The sequence below is a fragment of the Paenibacillus hunanensis genome (genome assembly GCF_014645615.1).
GTDB classification, from domain to species: domain Bacteria; phylum Bacillota; class Bacilli; order Paenibacillales; family Paenibacillaceae; genus Saccharibacillus; species Saccharibacillus hunanensis.
This window is the reverse complement of sequence record NZ_BMMB01000007.1, coordinates 149,382-168,469: the sequence shown is the minus strand read 5'-3', so window position 1 is coordinate 168,469 and position 19,088 is coordinate 149,382. Positions and strand designations below refer to the sequence as shown.

The window sequence follows — 19,088 nt, the reverse complement described above, 5'->3', positions numbered from 1 at the left end:
ACATATGAGGCAGGCTGCCGAAGTCCGAATGAAGAATTAGCTTCTCTTTACGCATCCAGCTCTTCTAATGCGGTACGTGCCATCGTTTGAATAACTGCATCCTCCATGGGTGGATTGTGCAAACCTGCACGCACGTCACGATACAGGCGCTCAAGTGGTAGATTTTTCGATAAGGCGGCACCGCCTACGATCTTCATCGATTTGTCCACTACCTGATTGGCTAGATGAACGGCATTATATTTGACCAGACCGAAGTCCGGGCGCATATGCTTGCGCTCCTCTGGCTGACGATCCCAGCGATCTGCCACATCATATAGCAATGTGCGAGCAAGACGCAGCTCGCTCTCGATCTGACCGATCCATTGACGGATATGCGGTAAAGTGGCGATCGGCTCATTCAAGCTATTTGGCGTGTAGTTGGCAGCATATTGAAGCGCAAAGTCACGTGCGGCATAGGCGATACCTAGATAACAAGCAGGAATATGGAGCAGCCAGCCGTCACCGTCGTCGCGTCCTGTTTTCGGTGCGCCCGGTTTGTAGATGTTCAGTACCTGACGATCCGGTACAAATACATCGTGAAGCACAACATCGTGGCTACCAGTTGCCCGCATACCGAGCGTATTCCACGTCTCCTCTACCTCAATCCCTTCTCGGGAACGAATTAGAAAATCACCGATTTCCGGTTGTCCATCTAACCCTGCACTCACAATAAAATCGGTCAGCATCGGACTGAGTGTACTGTACGTTTTACGTCCATTTAATAGCCAGCCACCTTCGGTGCGTACGGCTGTTGTTTCGGGACGACCGCCACGTGTCGGACTACCTGTACCGCGTTCACTGGCAAATTTGTTAATCATATTGCCATGTGCTACAACATCCTGACAAAATTCCGAAAAGGTCGGCTCCGGCCAACCGTCTGCCTCGCGAAAATGCAGCATCATCCCACCATGCCAGCCTGCACTGAGCGCAGTCGAGCCATCGCCACGAGCGATACGCTCCTGCACCAGCAGCCATTCATACAGCGACAGTCCATCCCCACCATAATCACGGCTGACCGTCAGCTTTGCATAGCCCGCTTCCTTCAAGTCCGCAAAATTTTCAAATGGAAATGTTCCTTCCGCATCATGCTTGGCTGCTCGCTCTGCAAAGCGTACGGCCAGCCGATCTGCCCAGGCTGCCAGCTCTGCCTCACGCTCATTGCGGATAAATTGATCGATTCGTTTGCCCGTCATTGTTTCTACGTCCTTTCCTCACGAGCCGATCATAGTGAAAATGGATCGATCATCGGCTCTGCTCTTATCTTTATCTGTACTTGATCGAATAGGAGTCATCCTTCAATAACTAGATTGTTAAGACAGTACTATCCTATTAACCCAAGCTGTTTGCCCCGAATTATAGTCGAGCATGATATATAGTATAAAACATATTGGCTACTTATGCCTTCACTGCTCATGTACAATCAGTAATTCCAAAAATTCGTCAAATGTATCACTCACGTCAACCAATTCCTCACCATCCATCAGGAAAACATAGATCATCCCATAATCCTTTGCACGTAGCGAAAGCAAAAAGCTATGACCGCCCTGATCGTAAGCAAATGGGAATAAGTCGATTAATTGCGGAAAGGATTCAATTAAATTTTTATAGATCTGCTCAGCTGTCAATTCGCCGTAACGGATAGAATCAAAGCCACCAAAGATGATTTCATTACGCTCCATCCATTCATCAGGCAAGTAGCCCCCATTATATTGCAAGTACAACTGACGGAACGACTCCGGGAATTTCCAGTTGTACAGTTTCTCCAGCTCGTCCAGATCTGCGGGAGTGAGTGGGTGTTCGGATTGTTCCAGAATCATTGTCGTCATAGGATGCGTACCTCCTTAGCATTGAATTGATCTTATGTATCGATCGATATAACTTTATCGTTTCTTATTTTCCACTATAAATAACGTTGCGATCTGTTGCAAATTAAGATAGACCATAATCCTGCTTAGCAGGACTACGGTCCAAGTTTGAATCGTTTATTGGGATTGATAAATAAGGCTCCCTACCTTACCAGTTAACAGGTTGACCGAGATTATACGCCACTGTGCGGGTGCCTTTAACCCCTAGACGAACACGGAACAGACCGCCATCAAGCGTACCATCGTCCGGCTCACGTTCACCGCGTGCAGTCGTTATGTACAGCTCGTCCAGATCAGCACCGCCAAATACACAGGATGTTACATTATCAGCAGCAACCTGCACTTCGGCAATGACTTCGCCTGTCGCTGGATCGATGCGAGATACACGGCGTCCACCCCAGCGAGCAACCCACAGCATGCCTTCTTCGTCGATCGTCATACCATCAGGGAAGCCATCTGCATCGTCGACCTCGGTAATCACGCGTGCATTGCCAATCGAGCCATCTTCGATATCATAGTCGAACGCGCGGATCGTCAGTGTTGGCGTATCGATATAATAAAAGAGGCGTCGATCTGCACTCCATGCAAGCCCATTGGAGGTGGATACCTCGCTTAGCAGCAGGCGTACGTTACCGGATGTATCCATGCTATACAGCGCACCCGCCTTTTTCTCATCGCTCAAGCTCATCGTACCTGCGATAAAACGACCGTATGGATCACATTTACCGTCATTGAAGCGGTTGCCAGGGCGACCTTCCTCTGGATCATGAATGGCGATCTTCTCACCGGTTTGCAGATGAATACGATAGAATCCACTGAACAACGCCGCGATAGCTTCGTCCTCGGTATACGGTACAACCGCACCGATATGCTCGCCTACCTCAATCGCCTGATCCTCGCCAGTTGCCGGGTTGTAGCGATGAAGCTTAAATCCTTCGATATCGACCCACAGCAGCTCCTGTGTTCGTTCATCCCAGCTTGGCCCTTCGCCTAGCTTTGCTTTTGCATCCAGTACCAGTTCCGCTTCATATTGCTTCATCGTAACGCCTCCTGTACATGTCATTTCGATTTACGGCATGTGTTTGTTAAGTCACATTTAACCACGATTCCAATCATACTTAATCGCCTGTAAAAAGGCGCGTGCCAGCACCATATGCCCTTTGGTATTCGGATGCACATGATCCCATCCATGTGACAATGTAGCTGGATAGATATGATCACCCATACGGTCAAAAGCCGCCTGTGTATCCACGCATGGCACACCTGTCTCGGCAGCAATACGTTTCACTGCCTCGCCATAAATGTCCATCGTGGCACGCATTGGATCTTCCACTGTCGTGCTCATATAATACGGCGTCATCAATACCAGGCCTTTGACCTTAGGCAAAGTGTTCGCTACAAGCTTGCGCAATGTTTGCTCATACTCGTCCAGATACACATGCTGGCCGGGATCAGTGGGGCGATCGAATTGACGCCATACATCGTTAATACCGATCATAATGGATACCCAGTCCGGCGAGTGAGCAAACACATCCTCTTGCCAGCGCGCTTCCAGATGACGCACGGTATCACCGCTTGTACCTGTATTTAGTACACGCAGATTATAATCCGGGTAAGCTGCATTCAGTAAGGCATCGACCAACCCTACATATCCATCCCCAATCGCCCAGTGCTCACCTACCGGACGTGCGCGACCACAATCCGTAACGGAATCACCAATCATCAACAGTATGCTATTAGGCTCTATTTTCATTTCAATCCATCCCTTCTGTCTCTAAATGTTATATGGTGTGGAATCTATAATATTCCTATCTTCATCATTTCAATGGTCATGAACTACACTGCCAGTACGTGTATTACCAATGTGTACGTTACCAGCCCTGACGATGCAGCCAATCTGCACAGCGCTCTGTCCAGCTTCCCATGGACGGATGACCTGTAGCGAGACCTGCTCCATGCCCACCATGATCATACACATGCAATTCAAACGGAACACCGTGCTGCTCAAGCGCAAGCGCCATGCGCAAACTATTTTGCACCGGAACGGCTTCATCGTCTGCGGTGTGCCAGATAAAGGCTGGCGGTGTATGCGTAGTGACCTGACGCTCTGCACTATGAGCAGCGATACGCTCGGCTGAAGCATCTGTGCCTAATAGTGCGTTCTTAGAGCCTTCATGTCCATAGCCCTCCATCGTGATCACAGGATAACAGAGCACCATTAGATCAGGACGAGAGCTCACAGATTCCACGCGTCCATCAGAAAGGGTAATCTCCTGCTCGCTGAATACCGTGCCTGTCATTGCAGTCAGATGTCCACCTGCTGAGAAGCCCAGAATACCAATCCGATCAGGACGTAGTCCATATTGTGATGCATGTGCACGTACATAACGAATAGCAGCCTGTCCATCTTCCAGCGGTGTACCGCGATGCTTAGGGGTCAAGCGATATTGCAGCACAAAAGCTGAAATCCCTTGCTCATTCAGCCACTGCGCGACAGGCCCACCTTCATGATCGGCTCGAAATTCATAGCCGCCACCAGGCAAAACGATCACTGCACTTGTTGCGTCAGGAACCAAATAAGGCTCCAGATAAGGACGTGTACCTGTCTCATCCACAATCTGTTCATCCGCAATCCAAATACGTTCCATATGTACCCTCCACTTCGGAATTGAGCTAGCTTCATCCAGCTATGCTCTTATTCTCACACTTATGCTAGCGTATGTCTGCAAAAATATGCCCTGGCTCGAAAGCCAGGGTATAGGCAAGCTCATGCGCTATTGCTATAAACGATTCTATTGTAAGCGCTTTAGATAATCGTTTCAATGATGAATCTTCGCCATGTTCATGCCGATACGTGATGATCTGATCACCTATCGGTTGATGAACTAGTAAAGATTGCGGAATTGCTCTGGTGTTACGCCTTCCAGACGACGGAATGTCGCTACAAAATGACTTGAGTCACGGAAACCGACCTGACCGGATACTTCCTTAATCGTCATACGCGGATACAATGTCATTAATTCCTTCGCCTTACGTAAACGGAGTAAAATAAAATACGCATAGGCGGTCATACCAAAGGTTTGCCGAAACAGCGTATTCAGATGTCTTGCACTCACGCCAACCTGCTGTGCCATATCCTCCAGTCCAATATTCGGATCATCGTAATGTGCCTCCATAAAGCTCATCAGCGGTGCGAGACGCTCGACGGTATGCGACAGGGATGGCAGATTGTTCACACGTCCATGCTTTTTCAGCAGGGTCAGGAAACGATACAGATCGGCGCTTGTATCCAGTCCGGATAGATCACGGTTGCTACGAATCTGTCCCAGCAGACTTCCTGCAAAAAACTCCAACTCACAATCCCGATCCCATTCATAATAAGCGGAATGTGACAGACCAAAGGTAGATAGCAGTGCAAGCGACTGCGGGCCGCCAAAGGTCAAATACGTTGTCTCCCAGATTCCACTAATCGGACGATAGCTATGTGCATCACGCGGAGCTAGCAATACACCTGAACCAGGCTTCACCATATAACGCGCTCCGCCAAACGTAAACTCGCCTTCTCCACGTACGCTCTGTAGCCAGTGATAACACGGATAACCATCCGGACGCTCAATGCTCTCCTGATCCGGATTCTCGCCAATACTTTCCATATGAATCGGTAATTGCAGGTCTTTCAGTTCACTAAAAAAGCGGCGATGCGGATTGGTAACGTACATGATCATTCACATCCTATATCCTTATTTTAATATCATAGTGTAATTATCTTATATTTTACAAGGGTTTGTTATCGTTTAGTATAGAATTATTCTTATACAAGGAGTGACAACGTTGATCAGCAACCGACTTCCTAAAATGTTTTATGGCGGTGACTACAACCCGGAACAATGGGATCACGGCACGCATCTCGACGATCTAGAGCTGTTCAAGCAGGCTGGTATTGATATCGCTACGCTCAATGTCTTTTCATGGGCTCGCAATCAGCCAGACGAGGTTACATACAACTTTGAATGGCTGGACAACTACATCAACAGCCTTTATGAAAGCGGTATCTATACTTGTCTGGCTACAAGCACAGGCGCACACCCAGCATGGATGGCAACCCGATATCCAGACATTTTACGAGTGGAAAAAGATGGCCGCAAGCGCAAATTTGGCGGTCGTCATAATTCCTGTCCAAACAGTCCAACCTATCGTCATTACTCTGTAGAAATTGCTCGCAGGCTGGCAGAACGCTACAAGGAGCATCCGGCTATACTGGTATGGCATATCTCCAATGAGTACGGCGGCGAGTGCTATTGCGATAACTGTGAGAAAGCGTTCCGCGTCTGGCTGAAGCAACGCTATGGCACGCTGGATGCTGTCAACAAAGCGTGGAATACCGCTTTCTGGGGCCACACCTTTTACGATTGGGATGAGATTGTTGTTCCGGATCATCGCAGTGAGGAATGGGGCGAGAATAGCTCTAGCTTTCAGGGCATCTCGCTTGATTACACACGCTTCAATTCGGATAGCATGCTGGAATGCTATCAGCTGGAATATGACGCGATTCGTTCGATCATTCCTGATGCGCTGATCACGACCAACCTCATGGGCTTCTACAAACCGCTTGATTACTTCAAATGGGCAAAACATATGGATATCGTGTCATGGGACAACTATCCAGGTCTGAATACTCCAGTCAGCTTCACCGCTCTCGCACATGATCTGATGCGCGGTCTAAAAGACGGTGATCCGTTCATGCTAATGGAGCAAACGCCAAGCCAGCAAAACTGGCAGCCGTACAACTCTCTGAAGCGTCCAGGTGTGATGCGGCTATGGAGTTACCAGGCTGTTGCACATGGTGCCGATACGGTTATGTTCTTCCAGCTTCGCCGCTCGATCGGTGCATGTGAAAAGTTCCATGGTGCTGTGATTGAGCATGCTGGACACGCGAATACGCGCGTGTTTCGTGAAACGAGTGCGCTTGGTCACGAGCTGCAAAAGCTGGGCGATCAGCTGCTTGATTCAAGGATTGAAGCAAGCGTAGCGATTCTGTTCGATTGGGACAACTGGTGGGCAATCGACAAATCGAGTGGGCCAACCGTTGCACTCAAATACGTCGAACAAATTCATAAGTATTATAAAGCATTGTATAACCGGAATGTGCAGGTAGACATCGTCTCAGTCGATTCGGATCTGAGCGGCTACAAGCTTGTGATTGCTCCTGTACTGTACATGGTCAAGCCAGGATTAGCAGCAAAGCTAGAGCAATTCACCGAAAATGGCGGCACCTTCGTCACGACCTTTTTTAGCGGCATCGTGAATGAAAATGATCTGGTCACACTGGGTGGCTATCCGGGTGAACTGCGTAAGCTACTTGGCATCTGGGTCGAAGAGATTGATGCCCTGCTTCCGTCCATGCGTAACTCCATCGTGATGAAGGAAACGATCGGCGAATTGAGCGGCAGCTATGAATGCGGCATGCTCTGCGATCTGCTTCATACCGAGGGAGCCGATGTGCTTGCCGAATACGGTACAGACTTTTACAAGGGCATGCCTGTATTAACAAGGCATGCATTCGGTCAAGGGGAAGCCTGGTATATTGCCTCCGATGGTGAAGAAACCTTCATTGCAGGTCTACTACAGCATCTGTGTCAGCAACAGAGCATTCAACCTGTTCTGGATACGCCAGCTGGTGTGGAAGCCGGTCGTCGTGTGAAGGATGGTCAAGCCTTCCTGTTTCTGCTGAATCACAATGCAGAAGCGGCAACAGTAGAGCTTGGCTCGCTTCAGACAAGCAATATGCTGGAAGACCAGCCGGTAGGCAGCTCGATTGAGGTACCTGGTAATGGGACGATTATTTTATCTGTAAAATAATGCCATCCATTACTGTGCTTATTGTAACATGAAAATAGCGATACGTAAATGTAGAAAAATACATTTTACGTATCGCTATTTTTGTCGAATTTGCTCATCTTACGCTCGTTTAGTCGAAATAACGAACGAACTCGTTCAGCACGTCATTATTATATCGAACCGTTTCTATCATGCGCGGGCTCTGTTGTTGAATAAAGCTTTTGCTCTTAAACTCACCAGTCTTACGGACGTTGCCTGTACATGCATTCATGGTCATGATCGATACCGAGTGCCGTAGTCGGTCACTTTTTTCTTATTGATAGGAAATGGATTGCCTATGCTCTGCTCGATATCGACCATTGGAGTTGGCTTTTCAATCGGACTGCAACAGATGTTCGCTCACTTCCATATTTTAATTGGAAGCCGGTAATTTTACAAGATGACACCGTCTTTAAAAATAGCAATCTCGCGGAAGCCATGACGTTCACTGTTCGTCTCCAGACGACCGGAAGCGATATCGACGATCTGCTCTAACAGCTCCAGTCCAACCTGGTCCATCGTTCTTCCTTCCAGTAGCTGACCCGCATTAAAATCAATCCAGTGCTTTTTTCGGTTCGCCAGCTCGGATTGGGTAGCAATCTTCACCGTGGGTACAGGCCCACCAAATGGCGTCCCACGTCCTGTCGTAAACAGCACAATATGCGCACCTGCTGCCGATAGTGCGGTCACCGACACCAGATCATTGCCAGGCGCTTCTACAATATTTAGCCCGGTACGCTGTACACGATGACCATAACGCTGTACATCGACTACCTGTGAATGACCGCCTTTTTGTGTACAGCCGAGCGACTTTTCCTCCAGCGTTGTAATGCCACCTGCCTTATTACCTGGTGATGGATTCTCATAAATATTTTGCCCATGATCGACAAAGTATTGCTTGAAGCCGTTGATCAGCTGTACCATATCCTGAAATACCTGCGGACTGGCTGCTCGATTCATGAGAATCGTCTCCGCGCCGAACATCTCTGGCACCTCGGTCAATATGGCGGTACCCCCTGCGGATACGAGCAGATCGGCAACCTTACCTACAAGCGGATTCGCGGTAATACCGGATAAGCCATCGGAGCCGCCACATTTTAAACCGAGCTTGAGTGCGGATAATGGCACAGGCTGGCGCTGCTCCTGTTCGGCAAGCTGCGCTAGCTCCTCCAAATAGGCCATCCCTGCTTCCAGCTCGTCCTCTACCTCCTGCGCCTTCAGATAACGGATTTTACCAGCATATTCGGCTGGAATACCTGCTGCGAATTCATCCACCTGATTGTTCTCGCAGCCCAGCCCGATCACAAGCACGCCTGCCGCATTAGGATGCAGCACGAGTGAGGTTAATAGCTGCCGGGTATATTCCAGATCATCGCCAAGCTGAGAGCAGCCAAAAGGATGCGGAAAATGATATACGCCATCCACACGACCTGCTAGCTCCGCATGCCCCATACGAGCAAGTGCTTCACAAATTTTATTAATGCAGCCTACTGTGTTAATAATCCACAGCTCATTACGAATACCAACCTCACCATTGGGACGCACATAGCCGTCAAAGGTTTTTAAATGCTGTGGTAGCTCCGAAGGCTGCCAATCCACAGTCGGTGCATATTCATAATCAAGTGTACCGGACAAGCCTGTGTGCAGATTATGACTATGAATCCATTGCCCTGGTTCAATTGGCTGTGTGGCACGACCGATCGAGAAGCCATATTTGATCACATCCTGTCCCTGCTCGATCGGATGAACAGCGATCTTATGCCCACGCGGTATCTGCTCCGTTACAGTCAGCACATCGCCCCCGTCAAGCAGCAGGGTGTCACCTGCTTCCATATCGCGTAGCGCAATCACAACATCGTCTTGCTTTTGAATGGCGATATAATCTCGGATCATCGTGTTCATAGCCGCCCAGCCTCCATATCGTTCAAATTAGATGCCACCATTTCTACTAATCCTGGTATGGCGGTCAAATCCTCCTGCCAGATGCGAGTATCGCTCAAGATGCGTTGTACAGCCTTGCTATAATCGACTACACCATCGGTCTCGTGCTGGCTACTACCTTCCGACCAATGCTGAGCAAGCTGCTGTAGCCATTCGGCATTATCGCGAATATCCAGTGGCTGACCTTCCAGTGTGAAGCTGCGAAATAATACCGTCCCCTCCTGTTCGATCGGCTGTACGCGATACAGCAGCAGCAATGCCGAGAATCCACGCACAATCTGCTGTGGTAGATGACCATTTTTATCTGTATACGTTTTCAAAACGGGTAGCACACGTGCCTGAAACTTGCTCAAGCTATTCATCGCAATATCCATCAGGCGATGCTCCAGATACGGGTTATAGAAGCGCTCATATGTTTCCTCTGCATAGCGCTGTAATTCGTCCGCTGGCAAGGATAATGATGGAATCACTTCCTCCGCAATCGTCTGCTTCACCCAGCTACCAAGCTGCTCATCCTCCATCAGCTCACGTACCGTTGTGCGATTATGTAGCACGCCGAGCGGCATCATGAGCGTATGCGCTCCATTCAAAATATGCACCTTACGCTGACGGTACGGCTGTAAATCCTGTGTCCATTTCACATTCAGACCGGTCTGTACGAGCGGAAGGCGCTGATCGAGCGAAGAATCGCCTTCAATCACCCAGATATAATAGGGCTCTGCCGAGGTCAGAAAATGATCCTCATAGCCCCAGTTCCCCGTCAGGCGAGCATATTCATCTGCCTGCGGCATACCGGTTACGATCCGATCCACCAGATTGTTCAAAAAGAGTTGATGCTGCTCTACCCACTGGCAGAAGTCCTCACCAAAGCCAAATTCCCTCGCATAACGCAGCACATAGCTTTTCAGCATATCGCCATTATTTTCTACCAGCTCACATGGCAAGATCATCAGCCCACGCTTCGGATCATTGCCAAACGTCTGAAAGCGACGATGTAAAAAGACCGTCAAACGCGCAGGATAATTCACCATCGGCTCCCCTGGTACATAGTCCAGCTCTGTATAGGTCAAGCCTGCTTCCGTCGTATTGGAAATAACTACATCGAGCGACTCCAGCTCTGCAAGCTGCAAAAAGCTTTCCCAATCCGCATACGGATTCACATAGTCACGAAATACGGAAATGAGCTGGCGCTTCTCAACCTTTTCGCCATTTTGCAAACCCTGCTGTACGAGTGTATATAAGCCCTCCTGCTTTGCCAGCTTCTCCAGCTTAGCACCGCCGCGCGGAGTTGGAGGCGTTAATACAACGCTACCGTGATACTTGCCGCTCGCATTCATTTCGTGAATCATCCAGTCTGCAAAGCCGCGCAGGAAATTGCCCTCGCCGATCTGCAATATTTTGATCGGCTGTTGCCGAATCACATCATGCCGTCTTCGTTCATTTTCACTTGTCAAATGATGGCGCAGTAAAGGTAATGGCTGAGTTTTGCTCATTGTCATGAATGAACCTCCATTGAAATCGAAATAGCTTACAATCTGCAAGCTTAACAACCAGTAGCAAATGATAACGCTTTAATGTTAACGTGAACATTTTAATGCAAAAGGCATTTCTTGCCACCTATTGTAACATCATTTAGACTAAAATAGTAAAAAAATATTGGCTTTTCGCATTGATATTGATGGATATGCGGCATTTAATTTATGCTTCTCATGCAAGCTTCTATAGAAAGGAATTTGACCATGATAAATGAACAGCCATATATTCAGCATATCCGTGAACGTATAGGAGCGATGTATGATGATCCTGCTTCTCGCGTGCTATTTTTTACGGTAGCTGATTCGATTCCATCGACGATGAAAGGCAGTAATGCGTACATTCCTGCTCCTTTATTAGAGGATGAGGATTGGGCAACCTGGAAGCCTGTCCCCTCAACCATCACCAGAGCGCAGATCACTCAGCTAGAACAGGAGCAGCAGCTTCAATTCCCTCTGCCCTATTGTGCTTACTTACAGGCCTATCATTTGCTCGATTGGCAGCTACCTAATCTGCCAACCGCAGACGGATACCCCGGTGGCTGTAGCTCGTTCATATTCCCATCGCTGGATACCGAGCAGGGATTATCGGAAATAAGAAAGCTAATTCAGCAGTGGTCGATCTTGCAAGGCACAGGCTATATTCCTTTTGCGATCGGCGAGGATGGACAAGGCATCGTGTGCTTGGACACCCTCAGAACACATCCGGATGGAGACTGCCCGATCACCTGGATCACATTGGATATCCTGCATGAGCTTCCAAGTCCTCCAGCTCCAGAAGACAGACGTGCTGTATTGGAACCCCGAATGGAAGATATTTTCCGTTCATTTGATGAGCTGGTTCAAGCGGTCTTCCGCAAACGTGCTTGATGTAGAGATCGGATATCACCCCTAATAGACGGAGGCTTTTCCTATGAGTAAAATTTTTATTTTTTCAATTCTATGGTGGTTGCTTGGCAATCCATTTCTGGCACTGATCGTGCTGCTTGTTATCATTTATGTGCTGGATCGCCGTTTTGTCGGTATGTTCCCAAGCGTCGTCAAGCCACTTCGGCGCATGAGTCGGATACGTGCGCTGCGGCGACAGGTAGCGAACAGTCCGAGCGATATGTCCTCACGCTATGAGCTGGCACGCCTGCTACTGGAGCGTCGTCATTATAGCGAAGCTAGACGCTGGCTGGAGCAGATCGGTCATGCCTACGAAGAATCGGCTGAATACTGGGACGATCTCGGAACTGCACTACTGCATACGGGAGATGCTGCGACTGGCGAGCCATACATGCTCAAAGCGTTGGAGCTGAATCCTCGTGTCAAGTATGGTGAGCCTTATCTGCGATTAGCCAGTTATTACGCCCGCCAGGATGGGCAAAAGGCGATCGACGTTCTGGAGCGCTTTCGCGATATTCAGTCTTCCTCCTGCCGCGCCTACTATATGCTCGGTCAGCTGGATCGCTCGCTCGGGCGTGAACAGGAGGCAAAGGCTTCTTTTCAAGAAGCTGTTACAATCTATCGCTCGCTCCCCAAATACAAAAAACGCAGCGAGCGCGGATGGGCAATCCGTAGCTGGCTGCGTAGTCTGTTCTAACTTGAGTATCCTTCAGTATCATGAATTCGTATCATATCCAAATACACGGCGGCTAACTGCTTTGAGCAGGGGGCCGCTTTGTTTGTACCAGTTCAGTCCCTCGTCCAGACGCTTTGCCTGTGCAATAACCACATCCGCCTGATCGATGCCTTCAAAATAACGACTCAGGAAATGCATAAACACATCCATACGGCGCAGTAGAATGAGCAGCGGTAAACGCACGGCTTCCGCTTCGGTTAACGTCACGATCGAAGCATAGCCTTTTAAAAATGCCGTGCAGCGACGCTCCTCCTCCGCACTCCATTCCATGCTGCCCAGCATATCAGACAGACAGACCGCAGGCTCCATCGCGCGCAAATCACGTGTGACAAATTCAAAATCAAGAATAGCCGTAATCTCACCATCCTGCGATTGCAGCATATTCGATGCGTTCAAATCACCATGAATGAGCTGATGCGGTAGCGATGCCAGTCGTGCAATACGCACAAGCTGCTCGCCCAGACGTTCACCGATCCGGTTCAGCGTCTCACGAATCTCGGCAAAATCCTCTGGCGGATTGGCGCAGAAGGCTTCTAATCTGCCTGGACTGCACAGCGGATACGACTGTCCCAATCGGTAATACGGTGGGTAGACCGGATGCAGATCGATATCGATCTGTGCCAGCGCCTCGGATAGACGCCCTACCGTTTGCCCAAAATGAATAAGCTGCTCGTCTGTGACCAGCTCTGGATTGCTGCCATCCATATAATGAAAGAGCGCAGCTAATCGTCCATTGCTCGCCTCAGCCGAGCCAGCGGCAGTGACATAGATCGTATCACCGTGACGATCGCGAACAGGCTTCGGGATCGATAATCCATCCAGCACCTCCGGTAGAGCAGCGAGCACCTCATGCTCATAGCGTACCTTTTCCGGCTCGCGATGCGTCTCGTAGCGACGTAGTACATATCGTTCAGAGGCATGATCAATGAACATTGTTGTGTTGTTCATGCCTCCCTTTCCTTCTACCATATGCCAATTCCCGGACGGGAAAAAGTGATCTGCCAGTTGTTCCATTGAATCAATTGCTTCGCGTTCCAAAAATTCCCCTCCTTGTTGCCATTAGTCCTTTGCAGATAAGGGAGAATACCGGCATGGCAGGCGCTTGCTGCCCGTGCCAGCCGTACGTGTTACAGGGCAGATGAATTCTCAGCCGATGATGTCGGCAGTCGTTCCATAATGCAGGCATACGCTGTTGCCTGCTCCATACCTTTTATGCATTCCGGTACAAAGTCGTGAATCCTTCCGATTCCGGGTGTTCCCTTACCATGATCAAGCCCTACGGCCCTTCGTTAATCCATATATTTATATATTCGCCGCCAGCAGGATTGCCTCCTGCCTTGGACGTAAAATCCGGCACCAAAGCTATATGATAACACGAACAGCCGTCTGTGAAAACTTTTTCGTCGCGAAGTAGCTAAGCTATACCTTATTTTTTTCTGATTTTATCCAAAAACGCTGCAAAAACAGCAACAGCAGCATTCCTGCCACCCGTGGCAAAGAACCTGCTGCTGTTACGCATGATGCTCTATATGGTCTTTTGTTCATATCATTTATTCCGCTACAGATGGCTCTTCTGTTCGTGTTTTACATTTTACCGCTGCACTTTCTACCGCACGCATAATACCGCCATAGCCGGTGCAGCGACACAAATTGCCGCATAGCGCTTCTTTGATCGTATGCTCATCTGGCTGTTCGTTGCGATCCAGCAATGCCTTGGTCGATATGATCATGCCCGGCGTACAGTAGCCGCATTGGAAGCCGCCTTCCTCTAGAAATGCCTCTTGAATCGGATGCAGCTCTGCTGGCTTATCGCCATGTAAGCCTTCAATCGTCGTAATGTCCTTGCCCTGACACTGATACGCCATCGTCAGACAGGAGTTGACGGGCTCGCCATCGATCAGCACCATACAGGCGCCACAGCGTCCAATCTCACAGGATACCTTCGTACCGGTTAGCTCCAGATCGGTACGAAGTACATCCAGCAAACGACGGGAGGGCTCAACCTCCAGCTCGCGTTCTTTTCCATTAATCGTCGCGTTCCAGTTCATGCTTGCTCTATTCATCGCGGACTCACTCCTTCCTGCTGCCCTACACCCAGTGGCTGAATCAGTCGCTCACGCGGAACGGGTAAATGAGTCACCCATACGCCAGCTGCTTGACGAATCGCTGCTGTAATTGCAGGCGCGAGTGCGACCGAACCGATCTCTCCAATACCACGCGGCCCAAAGGGATCGTTCTCCGGTAAGTCCTCAATCGCTTCAACCTCCAGCGAGCTGTGCATATCCTGAATCGTTGGGATGATATACGTATCCATATTTTTCGTCATATAGTGACCATCATCCATAACCGAATCCTCTGTTAACGTAAAGCCGAGCGCCATCACACTGCCGCCTTCAATCTGACCGATAAAGCCCATCGGGTTAATAACCGGCCCTGCGGCGACTGTATGATACGTATCCAGCAAGCGCACATTACCAGTCAGTGTGTTCACTTCCACCTCTGCGGCTACCGCCGCATACGTGTATAGAAAATGACCGCCCATCACTTCATCCGGTGTGGTCGGATATTGAAAATGCGTATCGAATATAAGCTCGTCCAGCGCGGATTGTGCTACTAGCTGCTGATAGGAGATAACCAGCTCACCTGTAGCATCGCTGCTGCTTGTTATCTGTTCCGAGCCCTGTCCGGCATTAGAAGCGGACGCTTGATGTCCATGAATAGACAGCGATTCGTGGTACACTCGAATCTGATGATCAGGTACATGAGAAGGGTTAGATGATGATTCAGCAACTTGTCCCTGCTGTTGCAGATTCGAAGCGGATTCTGGCTGCATGATGTCCTTCATCCCAGGCTTACGCCGAATACCACCGATCCCTGTGGTCAGCTCCTGAGCTGGAATACCACTTAATCGCTCCGCTTGCTGCAAAATCGCCTCCAAAAAGGGCACCTTCAGCCGTTGCAGTGCCATCCACGCCATCGTCGTTGAACGTGAGGCGGTGCTAGAGCCACTATGCGGCACACGATCCGTATCTCCAATAATGATGCTAATATCGCTCGGATCGCAGTGGAACAGATCGATTAGCATAATCTCCATCGTAGCGATCAAGCCCTGACCGAACTCTTCATAACTAAAAGCAACCTCGATCTGTCCAGCTGCATTAAGCGATAATCGCCCACCTGCTGGATCTTCAATTCCGTAGCCCAGACCCGCACCGTGCATGGCTAGCGCTGCACCAATCCCACGCTTGATCCACGGCGGCTGTGACTTTATTGAACGATCTTTGTCGCTACTCATCTCTGCCACGAATGATCCAGGCTCTATGCCCGCATCAAGTCGTGCCTGTCTGCGCTGCCAGATGGTAGAATGCTCTAACGCCTCCATCACCTGATACAATCCATTCGTACGCCAGATTTCCTGCTGTAGCGGCCCCGGATCATGGGGCTGACGACGATTGAGCATACGGAATTCCCACGGGTCCATCCCCAGCTTCTCTGCCAGGCGATCCATTTGACCTTCCATTGCAAAAATTGCCTGATTACCGCCAAAGCCGCGGAATTCGCCGGATACGCCATTGTTTGTAAATACCGATATACCCTCCACATCCACATGTGGAATACGATAAGGCCCCATCGCATGCTCTGTTGCAAAATTAAGCACGGGCGCACCCAGCGTCGCATACGCCCCAGTATCCGCAACAATGCGCACACGATGAGCGAGCAGACGACCATGCAGATCGATGCCCGTTTCCATCTCAATTCGCATCGGATGCCGCTTCAATCCAGCGCGTACCGATTCTTTACGCGAATTATGAAGCTTGACCGGAAGACCAGTTTTCAATGCTAATAACGAGCCATAGGGCTGTACATTCAGCTCATCCTTGCCGCCAAATGAACCACCGATCGGACTGGAAACGACCCGAATCCGCTCTTCCTCCCAGCCCAGAATACGAGCAATCTGCATCCGATCCTTATAGCCATGCTGTGTAGGCGCATAGACGGTCAGACGACCATCGGACTCTGGCACAAATAAACCGCCTTCTGTTTCCATATACGCATGCATTTGACGAGGCGTGCGATACGTCTCGCGTACAATATGAGCACATCCAGCAAAAGCCTCGTTGGCATCTCCCTGCTTCACCGACGTACGATGCAGCACGTTGCCCTCGGGATGCAGCTGTGGTGCGTCCTCTTCCAGGGCTCGTAGCGGATCGGTGATCGTCTCGAGTACCTCGTATTCCACATGAATCAGCGATAGTGCATATTCTGCCAGCTCTGGCGTATGGGCAGCTACCGCAGCAATGGCATCACCGATATAGCGAACTCGGTCTTCGCACAATGCAGGCTGATCCGGTGTAGCAATACCAAATCGATTGAGTCCAGGTACATCCAGATGTGTAATGACCGCGACTACACCCGGATAAGCTTCAGCGGCTGACACATCCAGCGATACGATACGCGCATGCGGATGAATGCTACGGAGTACGCGTCCGTACAGCATTCCTTCTGCGGTCATATCAGTCAGGTAACGCAGCTCACCGGTTACCTTTTCCTTGCCATCTCGGCGCTTACGCCAGCGTTCTCCACTATTTTCACGATTAAGTAGCATCGACGATCATCTCCCTTCCTCGATATCCCGAATACTTTCCCATACGCCTGCTGCCAGCAGATTACCTGCGCTTTGCTGACGGTACGGCGCTTCTGCGAACGGATCACTGTAGCTGACAAATTCCTGTGCCGCCATGCTTGCCAGTTCAGGCAACCAGCTGGCATCATAGCTCCGTCCTTCCAGCATCGATTCACATTGTAATAATCGCATCGCCAGTCCAGAGCCACCACCCGCAGCTACGCGTACACGCGTTAACTCCCCTCGTTCACTTATCCAGCAGCGCAAGGCAACTGTGACCAGCGATGGAGTAAACGCCTCACGCCGACCGAGCTTGCGGAAAAAGCATAACTCTCGCCAGCGCTCTCCCTTTTCATCCGTCCAGTAGGAAACGGCATTGGCAGACAAATCGACCGTCGTTTCTTCCCCTATATCGCTTGACGATCGGAGCAATGAACCGGCTTCTACAGGTCCTTTTGGAAAACGAATCCCCAGCAGCACCGCTTGTAGACTACGTCGTCCCATACGCACCTGCTCCATCCAATCGACTGCATCCTGCTCGTGGTGTAAGGACGCAACTTCTCCGTCCACCCACAGCAGGCTCGCATCATGCACCAGCAAGGCAGGTAAAGCATCTCCAACGGCGGAAGCGACATTCCCACCAAGCGTTGCCAGATTCCGTACAGCTGGCGCTGCGATATGTCGACACGCCATGTATAAGGCATTGGCATATTGCTGTAGCGCGGCATGCTGTCCACATTGCTTCAACGTTGCTAATGCACCTACCGTGACATATTCCGTCTCCTCGATGATCGAACGCATACCAGCAATCGTATCCAGTCGAATCATATGGGCGGGCATAGGAGCGACGCCGCCTTCCCATTGCGTGCGCAGCAGCGTACCGCCGGCTACCCAAACAGCGTCCGCACCATACTCCCTTTTCAAAGCCACTGCCTCTTCAGCATCCGCAGGCTCCCATACTACAGGCTTATAGATTGGCGGCATATCGTCCTTGCTCCAGTGTGTATTCATGATGCCACCCTCCGTTTCAAAAATGAATATTGAACCTATAGTATAGAAGTTTGTTTTTCACGTCAATTAAATTAACTTCATTTTGTAGGAAAAGTGAATATTGAGGTGGATTTTTGGTTTAACGCATGATTTTATTAGAATTAAATATATATATCATTAAAATATTGATTCAATATCAATTTTAGGTATGTTCATCTTATTCACTTTCGATTTATATGTAATATTATATAACATAAATTCAGATTCATCAGCTTATTATTTGTTTGAAAATGAGATTGTTTATGATGGGATTATTACTTATGCTATCTTCTTCTACCTGCTTGTACTATGTACTTGAATTACTCATATTTTAGAAATAACTGTGTGCTTACTTTTCGCTTGCTGTTCTTTTATTCTTTTGTTATTTTGTTCTTCTGTTGCTTTTCTCCTGTCCTTCTATAGTTCTGTCTTTCTCATACTGAATCGTCATGCTTCAATATAAAACATAGAGAAAGGTTCTATACGCAACCATATAAAAACACCAGAACAGCTCTATATTCTGTCCTGGTCGCATTTATACTCTGCTCTGATATGTC

Annotated in this window: 15 protein-coding genes; 3 read left to right on the top strand and 12 right to left on the bottom strand. The window is 49.3% G+C overall.

Annotated elements, in window-relative coordinates; all coding sequences use genetic code 11:
* Window positions 1-47: 47 nt before the first annotated feature.
* From IEX62_RS16230 to IEX62_RS16205, 6 genes are all read right to left on the bottom strand, one after another.
* A complete protein-coding gene (locus IEX62_RS16230; protein WP_188776589.1) occupies window positions 48-1,232 on the bottom strand; it encodes an acyl-CoA dehydrogenase family protein in 1,185 nt (394 codons plus the stop codon).
* Between the two features lie 210 nt (window positions 1,233-1,442).
* The gene (locus tag IEX62_RS16225; RefSeq protein ID WP_229685857.1) at window positions 1,443-1,865 is read right to left on the bottom strand and encodes an SMI1/KNR4 family protein; all 423 of its coding nucleotides are present in this window, start codon (window positions 1,863-1,865) and stop codon (window positions 1,443-1,445) included.
* 187 nt (window positions 1,866-2,052) lie between these two features.
* The gene (locus IEX62_RS16220; protein WP_188776588.1) at window positions 2,053-2,943 is read right to left on the bottom strand and encodes an SMP-30/gluconolactonase/LRE family protein; all 891 of its coding nucleotides are present in this window, start codon (window positions 2,941-2,943) and stop codon (window positions 2,053-2,055) included.
* A gap of 57 nt (window positions 2,944-3,000) precedes the next feature.
* The gene (locus IEX62_RS16215; RefSeq protein WP_188776587.1) at window positions 3,001-3,657 is read right to left on the bottom strand and encodes an SGNH/GDSL hydrolase family protein; all 657 of its coding nucleotides are present in this window, start codon (window positions 3,655-3,657) and stop codon (window positions 3,001-3,003) included.
* A gap of 118 nt (window positions 3,658-3,775) precedes the next feature.
* Window positions 3,776-4,552: an alpha/beta hydrolase gene (locus tag IEX62_RS16210; protein WP_188776586.1), complete on the bottom strand. Its 777-nt coding sequence runs from the start codon at window positions 4,550-4,552 to the stop codon at window positions 3,776-3,778.
* 237 nt (window positions 4,553-4,789) lie between these two features.
* Window positions 4,790-5,623, bottom strand: a complete 834-nt coding sequence (locus tag IEX62_RS16205) for an AraC family transcriptional regulator (RefSeq protein ID WP_188776585.1) — start codon at window positions 5,621-5,623, stop codon at window positions 4,790-4,792.
* Between the two features lie 112 nt (window positions 5,624-5,735).
* On the opposite strand from IEX62_RS16205, the gene IEX62_RS16200 reads away from it, so the two are divergent.
* Entirely contained in the window at window positions 5,736-7,763 is a 2,028-nt protein-coding gene (locus IEX62_RS16200; protein ID WP_188776584.1) for a beta-galactosidase, read from the top strand.
* Between the two features lie 411 nt (window positions 7,764-8,174).
* Here the strand turns inward: IEX62_RS16200 and IEX62_RS16195 are convergent, their stop codons facing one another.
* Window positions 8,175-9,683, bottom strand: a complete 1,509-nt coding sequence (locus IEX62_RS16195; RefSeq protein ID WP_188776583.1) for a UxaA family hydrolase — start codon at window positions 9,681-9,683, stop codon at window positions 8,175-8,177.
* Window positions 9,680-11,221 carry a tagaturonate reductase gene (locus IEX62_RS16190; protein ID WP_188776582.1) on the bottom strand — a complete coding sequence of 514 codons (1,542 nt, stop codon included), beginning with the start codon at window positions 11,219-11,221 and terminating at the stop codon, window positions 9,680-9,682. Before IEX62_RS16190 ends, IEX62_RS16195 begins: the two co-directional genes overlap by 4 nt.
* A gap of 240 nt (window positions 11,222-11,461) precedes the next feature.
* Here IEX62_RS16190 and IEX62_RS16185 point away from each other — a divergent pair, with 240 nt between their 5' ends.
* Together IEX62_RS16185 and IEX62_RS16180 are read left to right on the top strand one after the other, a co-directional pair.
* Window positions 11,462-12,124 (top strand): hypothetical protein, encoded by a 663-nt coding sequence (locus IEX62_RS16185; RefSeq protein ID WP_188776581.1) that lies wholly within the window; start codon window positions 11,462-11,464, stop codon window positions 12,122-12,124.
* A gap of 43 nt (window positions 12,125-12,167) precedes the next feature.
* Window positions 12,168-12,839, top strand: a complete 672-nt coding sequence (locus tag IEX62_RS16180; RefSeq protein WP_188776580.1) for a tetratricopeptide repeat protein — start codon at window positions 12,168-12,170, stop codon at window positions 12,837-12,839.
* A gap of 18 nt (window positions 12,840-12,857) precedes the next feature.
* On the opposite strand, the gene IEX62_RS16175 is transcribed toward IEX62_RS16180, so the two are convergent.
* From IEX62_RS16175 to IEX62_RS16160, 4 genes are all read right to left on the bottom strand, one after another.
* Entirely contained in the window at window positions 12,858-13,916 is a 1,059-nt protein-coding gene (locus tag IEX62_RS16175) for a phosphotransferase (RefSeq protein ID WP_188776579.1), read from the bottom strand.
* 512 nt (window positions 13,917-14,428) lie between these two features.
* Window positions 14,429-14,941, bottom strand: coding sequence for a (2Fe-2S)-binding protein (locus tag IEX62_RS16170; RefSeq protein ID WP_188776578.1), 513 nt, complete (start codon window positions 14,939-14,941; stop codon window positions 14,429-14,431).
* Window positions 14,938-17,484, bottom strand: coding sequence for a molybdopterin cofactor-binding domain-containing protein (locus IEX62_RS16165; protein WP_188776577.1), 2,547 nt, complete (start codon window positions 17,482-17,484; stop codon window positions 14,938-14,940). The genes IEX62_RS16170 and IEX62_RS16165 overlap by 4 nt, the downstream gene beginning before the upstream one ends.
* 6 nt (window positions 17,485-17,490) lie before the next feature.
* The gene (locus IEX62_RS16160; protein ID WP_188776576.1) at window positions 17,491-18,513 is read right to left on the bottom strand and encodes an FAD binding domain-containing protein; all 1,023 of its coding nucleotides are present in this window, start codon (window positions 18,511-18,513) and stop codon (window positions 17,491-17,493) included.
* Window positions 18,514-19,088: the final 575 nt, after the last annotated feature.

Bases quoted from the DNA above. Each gene is read 5' to 3' on its own strand.
- IEX62_RS16220 (WP_188776588.1), bottom strand. From the start codon at position 2,943: ATGAAGCAATATGAAGCGGAACTGGTACTGGATGCAAAAGCAAAGCTA.
- IEX62_RS16210 (WP_188776586.1), bottom strand. From the start codon at position 4,552: ATGGAACGTATTTGGATTGCGGATGAACAGATTGTGGATGAGACAGGT.
- IEX62_RS16170 (WP_188776578.1), bottom strand. From the start codon at position 14,941: ATGAATAGAGCAAGCATGAACTGGAACGCGACGATTAATGGAAAAGAA.
- IEX62_RS16215 (WP_188776587.1), bottom strand. From the start codon at position 3,657: ATGAAAATAGAGCCTAATAGCATACTGTTGATGATTGGTGATTCCGTT.
- IEX62_RS16230 (WP_188776589.1), bottom strand. From the start codon at position 1,232: ATGACGGGCAAACGAATCGATCAATTTATCCGCAATGAGCGTGAGGCA.
- IEX62_RS16225 (WP_229685857.1), bottom strand. From the start codon at position 1,865: ATGACGACAATGATTCTGGAACAATCCGAACACCCACTCACTCCCGCA.
- IEX62_RS16195 (WP_188776583.1), bottom strand. From the start codon at position 9,683: ATGAACACGATGATCCGAGATTATATCGCCATTCAAAAGCAAGACGAT.
- IEX62_RS16180 (WP_188776580.1), top strand. From the start codon at position 12,168: ATGAGTAAAATTTTTATTTTTTCAATTCTATGGTGGTTGCTTGGCAAT.
- IEX62_RS16205 (WP_188776585.1), bottom strand. From the start codon at position 5,623: ATGTACGTTACCAATCCGCATCGCCGCTTTTTTAGTGAACTGAAAGAC.
- IEX62_RS16160 (WP_188776576.1), bottom strand. From the start codon at position 18,513: ATGAATACACACTGGAGCAAGGACGATATGCCGCCAATCTATAAGCCT.
- IEX62_RS16185 (WP_188776581.1), top strand. From the start codon at position 11,462: ATGATAAATGAACAGCCATATATTCAGCATATCCGTGAACGTATAGGA.
- IEX62_RS16190 (WP_188776582.1), bottom strand. From the start codon at position 11,221: ATGACAATGAGCAAAACTCAGCCATTACCTTTACTGCGCCATCATTTG.
- IEX62_RS16165 (WP_188776577.1), bottom strand. From the start codon at position 17,484: ATGCTACTTAATCGTGAAAATAGTGGAGAACGCTGGCGTAAGCGCCGA.